5 protein-coding genes are annotated in these 5,297 nt (G+C 49.0%); all 5 read left to right on the top strand.

Annotated features, from left to right (window positions below; genetic code table 11):
- The coding region (locus AB7U36_RS17620) for a tetratricopeptide repeat protein (RefSeq protein ID WP_428160988.1) at positions 1-643 on the top strand (643 nt) is incomplete at its 5' end.
- Between the two features lie 202 nt (positions 644-845).
- Complete coding sequence (gene dsrA / locus AB7U36_RS17615) at positions 846-2,171, top strand: dissimilatory-type sulfite reductase subunit alpha (RefSeq protein ID WP_428160987.1); 1,326 nt, start codon at positions 846-848, stop codon at positions 2,169-2,171.
- Positions 2,172-2,187: 16 nt separating this feature from the next.
- A complete protein-coding gene (gene dsrB, locus AB7U36_RS17610; RefSeq protein WP_428160986.1) occupies positions 2,188-3,336 on the top strand; it encodes a dissimilatory-type sulfite reductase subunit beta in 1,149 nt (382 codons plus the stop codon).
- Positions 3,337-3,436: 100 nt separating this feature from the next.
- Positions 3,437-3,697, top strand: coding sequence for a dissimilatory sulfite reductase D family protein (locus tag AB7U36_RS17605; RefSeq protein WP_428160985.1), 261 nt, complete (start codon positions 3,437-3,439; stop codon positions 3,695-3,697).
- A gap of 21 nt (positions 3,698-3,718) precedes the next feature.
- The gene (locus AB7U36_RS17600) at positions 3,719-5,182 is read left to right on the top strand and encodes a cobyrinate a,c-diamide synthase (RefSeq protein WP_428160984.1); all 1,464 of its coding nucleotides are present in this window, start codon (positions 3,719-3,721) and stop codon (positions 5,180-5,182) included.
- Positions 5,183-5,297 lie beyond the last annotated feature (115 nt).

Below are 5,297 nucleotides of genomic sequence, written 5' to 3'. Positions count from 1 at the left end.
AAATGCAGACGAGCAGATCGCGCGGCTCAGGCAAGCACTGATCCAAAATGCCGAATGCGGCACAACCCACTATAACCTGGCTGTTGCGCTGATTGGCAAGCAGGAGTTTGCGGAAGCAGTAAACGTGCTTCATGACGCCATTGAGTGCAGCCCAAGCCTGGCCGAGGCCTATGTGCAACTTGGCGGCCTGTGTCTGCAGCGTGGTGACCTTGAGGGATGTTTCCGGTTCAACCAGCAGGCCACCAAGGCCCGGGCCGGCTTTGCCGAAGGCTATGGGAATATGGCCTTTGTCCTGCTGCAGCTGGTGAACGGCAAGGATGCCAAGGAAGATGAGGAAAAAGTGGATAAGGCAATTAAAAATTTGAAAAAAGCCATTATTCACAATAAGAATTTCATTCAGGCATATACGACTCTGGGCACTGCCTATTTTATGAAAGGATTGGTTGAAGAGGGGATCAAGGCCAACCTCCAGGCTCTGTCCGTAGAACCCAAATTCCCCATTGCCCATAACAACCTGGCCGTGGCCTATCTTGAACTTGAAGATTACAAACGGGCCATTGAGCATTGTGATATTGCCGTGGATTTAGGTTTTGAAGTCAACCCGGCACTGCTGGATGAGCTTGCCCCCCACCGGAACGCATAATCACACCTGCGATGACAGGTTTTTATTGACATGCGGACGTATAAATTCTATATCAGCTATGTTATTTTGCTCATAATGTATGATTCAAAACGTTTATTTCTCACTAACGTTTTGAAATGATAGGGAAAAAGAATATTGATGGAAAGTTTGGAAAAATCTTTTCATTGTTGCATGTAAATCAACTTTTAACGGAGGTAAGTAAATGGCGAAGCATAAAACTCCTTTACTGGACGAGCTGGAATCCGGCCCGTGGCCTAGCTTTGTTTCTGACCTGAAACAGCAGGCAGAAGTCAGAGCCAAAAACGAAAAAGGCGTTGAATTTCAGATCCCCCAGGATTGCGTAGATGATCTTCTTGGTGTTTTGGAACTTTCTTACAAACATGGACGTACCCACTGGAAACACGGCGGGATCGTCGGTGTATTCGGTTACGGCGGCGGCGTTATCGGTCGTTACTGCGACCAGCCCAAGCTGTTCCCCGGTGTTGAGCATTTTCACACCATGCGCGTAAATCAGCCCTGCGGTAAGTACTACAGCACAGAATACCTGAGAAAACTGACGGATCTGTGGGACTTCAGGGGGTCCGGAATTACCAATATGCATGGCGCCACCGGCGATATCATTCTTCTGGGTACCACCACTCCCCAGCTTGAAGAAGTGTTCTGGACACTGACACATGACTTCAACCAGGATCTGGGCGGTTCCGGCTCCAACTTAAGAACCCCGGCTGACTGCCTTGGTCAGTCCAGATGTGAATATGCCTGTTACGACACCAGCGCACTTTGCCATTTCCTGACCAACGAGTATCAGGATGAGCTGCACCGTCCGGCTTTCCCCTACAAGTTTAAATTTAAATTTGACGGCTGCCCCAACTGCTGTGTTGCCTCCATCGCACGTTCCGATATGTCCTTCATCGGTACCTGGAAAGACGACATCCGCATTGATCAGGACGCGGTTAACAAATATGTTGAAAACGATCCGGCTTATCCTGCCAATGCCGGTGCCCATAAAGGTAAAGACTGGGGCCCCTTTGACATTGAAAAAGAAGTTACCGGACTTTGCCCCACAGGCTGCATGAAGTTCGAAAACAAAAAACTGACTATTGACAATGCCAACTGCACCCGCTGCATGCACTGTATCAATGTTATGCCCAGAGCCCTTAAGGTTGGTAAAGAGACTGGCCTGTCCATTCTTTGTGGGGCCAAAGCGCCGATCCTTGATGGTGCCCAGATGGGTTCTCTGCTTGTTCCTTTCATTGAAGTTAATCCTGACAATGATTACGAAGAAATTACAGCAGTTATTGAAAGTGTCTGGGATTGGTGGATGGAAGAGGGCAAGAACCGTGAACGTCTTGGCGAGCTGATCATGCGTCAGGGCTTCCAGAAACTTCTGGAAGTGACCGGCATTGAAGCGATGCCCCAGCATGTTGCCTACCCGAGAACCAACCCCTACATCTTCTGGAAAGAAGACGAAGTGACTGGTGGCTGGGAGCGTGACGTTGAAGACTACAGAAAACATCACTTAAGATAAAATAGGGAGAATCATAATGGCATTTATTTCTACAGGGTATGATCCCGGGAAACCGATGGAAAATAGGATCACCGACATCGGTCCCAGAGACTACAACGAATTTTATCCTCCTGTGATCGCAAACAATAAAGGCAAATGGTCTCATCATGAAATTCTTGAGCCCGGCGTACTGGTACACGTTGGCGAGTCAGGAGATGAGGTATATACCGTAAGGGTTGGCGGCTGCCGCCTGATGTCCACCTCGCACATCAATGAAATCTGCGATATTGCAGACAAACATTGTGACGGATATGTTCGTTTCACCACCCGTAATAACATTGAGTTCATGGTTGATTCCAAGGACAAAGTAGAACCTTTGAAAAACGATCTGGCTTCCAGAAAGTTCCCCGGCGGTTCCCATAAATTTCCCATCGGCGGTACGGGTGCCGGTATCACCAACATCGTTCACACCCAGGGCTGGATTCACTGCCACACCCCTGCAACAGATGCCTCCGGTACTGTAAAGGTTACCATGGACGCCCTGTTTGATGATTTTCAGCAGATGAAAATGCCGGCCCAACTCCGTGTTTCCATGGCCTGCTGCCTGAACATGTGTGGCGCGGTTCACTGCTCTGATATCGCCATCCTCGGTTATCACAGAAAACCGCCAATGCTTGATCATGAATACCTGGATAAGGTTTGCGAAATTCCCCTGGCTGTTTCAGCCTGCCCTACCGCAGCCATTAAACCTGCCAAAGTGACCCTGCCCAACGGTACTGAAGTAAAATCAGTTGAGGTTAAAAACGAACGTTGCATGTACTGCGGTAACTGCTACACCATGTGCCCCTCCATGCCCCTTGCCGACACCGAAGGTGACGGTATTGTTCTCATGGCTGGTGGTAAGGTGTCCAACCGTATTTCCGATCCCAAGTTCTCCAAGGTTGTTGTGGCCTTCCTGCCCAACGAAATGCCCCGCTGGCCGTCCATGACCGAGGCCATCAAAAAGATTGTTAACGCCTATTCAAACGGCGCCAACAAATATGAACGTCTGGGCGACTGGGCAGAAAGAATTGGATGGGAAAAATTTTTTAGTGCTTGTGAACTTGACTTCACCCACCACCTGATTGACGATTTCCGTCAGCAGGCATACATGAGCTGGCGTCAGTCCACTCAGTTTAAATTCTAGTTCAAAGAAACGAATTTGGGTTTAGGCGTTATTTAATATTTGGATGAACCGGGGCACTTTTTGTTCTCCGGTTCATCCCTTTCAACTAAAGGAGTCTAACATGGCAAGCGATCTTTTAAACGATAAGGAAGCAGCCCAGAAAGCCGTTGTTGACTGGCTTGAGAAAAAGGCCGGCAGCAAAACCAAATTTTATGTTAAAGACTTTTATAAGATCTTTCCCGATGACAAACCCCGGGAAATCAAAAAAGTTGTCAACAAAATGGTTGAAGAAGGCATCCTCGAATTCTGGTCATCCGGATCCACCACTATGTACGGTCTGAAGGGTGCCGGTATCCAGCACTCCTCCGAGGGCGAAGCATAGAAAATCTATTTCGCTTAATTCATGACTGTCAGTAGGGAAAAGATTCCTGGAGTTGTCATTGCCGGACTCAGGGGTGGTTCAGGCAAGACAATAATATCCCTTGGGATAACTGCTGCATGGAGAGCCCGGAATATAACAGTGGCCCCGTTTAAAAAAGGCCCTGACTATATTGACGCCGGCTGGCTATCACGGGCAGCCGGTCGCCCCTGCTATAACCTTGATACCTATCTGTGCGCCCGGCCGGTCGTACAAGCCTCTTATCTTACCCATTCTCAATCCTGTGATATTGCCATGGTCGAGGGGAACCGCGGCCTTTACGATGGTATTGACATGGATGGTACCACCTCCACAAGCGAACTTGCCAAGCTGCTGGATTTGCCGGTGGTACTGGTGCTGGACTGCACCAAATCCACCCGTACCATGGCTGCTGTGCTCATGGGCTGCATGCAGTTTGATCCGGATATCAATATTTGCGGGGTTATCCTTAACCGTCTGGCAGGGAAGCGCCACGAGGGAAAAGTTCGGGCAAATATTGAACGGTTTTGCAGTATCCCGGTTCTTGGTGCAGTACCCAAGCTTAAGCAGGAAGATTTTCCTGAACGTCATATGGGACTTGTCACTTCCGAAGAACACGAAGAAAGCGATGCGTCCCTGGCCCGGGCAAGGCAGGTGGCCTTGGATAATATTGATATTGATGAACTGTTCCGGCGGGTCACTTCGTTTAAGGGGAATGGCATGCCGCTTGTTGACAGCGCACGGCAGGAAGCCATTCCGGAAGTTAATACGGGAAAAAATTTAAAGGCGGCAACGAATAACTTTAATGTAACCCCCAATGTTACCATTGGCATTGTCCGGGATTCCGCATTTCAGTTCTATTATCCGGATAATCTTGAAGCCTTAAAAGATCTGGGTGCCCGGATTAAATTCATCAGTCCTTTATCCCAGTCCGACATCCCCGACGTTGACGCCATTTACATGGGCGGCGGCTTTCCTGAAACCCATGCAGCCCAGCTGTCTGCCAATCAGGCGTTCAGGGATAATTTAAAAGCTCTGTCCCGTAACGGCCTTCCCATTTATGCCGAATGCGGCGGCCTGATATTTCTTGGCGAGAGCATCTGCCTTGATGGTGTGGTCTACCCCATGACCGGCATTCTGCCCTTGCGGTTCGGGCTGTCCAAACAGCCCCAGGGTCATGGCTACACTGAAGTTGAGGTGGTGAATGAAAATCCCTTTTATGCCAAAGGAGATGTGCTGCGCGGCCATGAATTCCGGTACTCCAAAGTACTGTCCATTGATTATCATGATACTGCCATGGCATTTAAAATGACCCGGGGCAAGGGTATTCTTGAAAAAAAGGACGGATTTTTCAAAGACAATACCTTTGGCACCTACACCCACATCCATGCCCTTGGCACCACATGCTGGGCACCCTCCCTGATTGCCCAGGCCAGACGCTTTAAATCCTTGGGACCGAAAATTTTATAATCAGCGGTCCTTTTTTCCCATACCCCACAGCCTCTTTGCTGCTAAATCAGATCCCTGGGCAGGGCATTTAACGATGTTATCCGTTTTCACAGGATAAACAGGATAAAATGGAGCC

This window comes from Desulfobacter sp. (genome assembly GCF_050177295.1).
Note: the sequence above shows the minus strand (reverse complement) of the source record. Positions and strands in the feature narration are given on the sequence as shown.

Excerpts from the sequence above, each read along its gene's own strand:
- dsrB (WP_428160986.1), top strand. The coding sequence starts at position 2,188 with ATGGCATTTATTTCTACAGGGTATGATCCCGGGAAACCGATGGAAAAT.
- dsrA (WP_428160987.1), top strand. The coding sequence starts at position 846 with ATGGCGAAGCATAAAACTCCTTTACTGGACGAGCTGGAATCCGGCCCG.
- AB7U36_RS17600 (WP_428160984.1), top strand. The coding sequence starts at position 3,719 with ATGACTGTCAGTAGGGAAAAGATTCCTGGAGTTGTCATTGCCGGACTC.
- AB7U36_RS17605 (WP_428160985.1), top strand. The coding sequence starts at position 3,437 with ATGGCAAGCGATCTTTTAAACGATAAGGAAGCAGCCCAGAAAGCCGTT.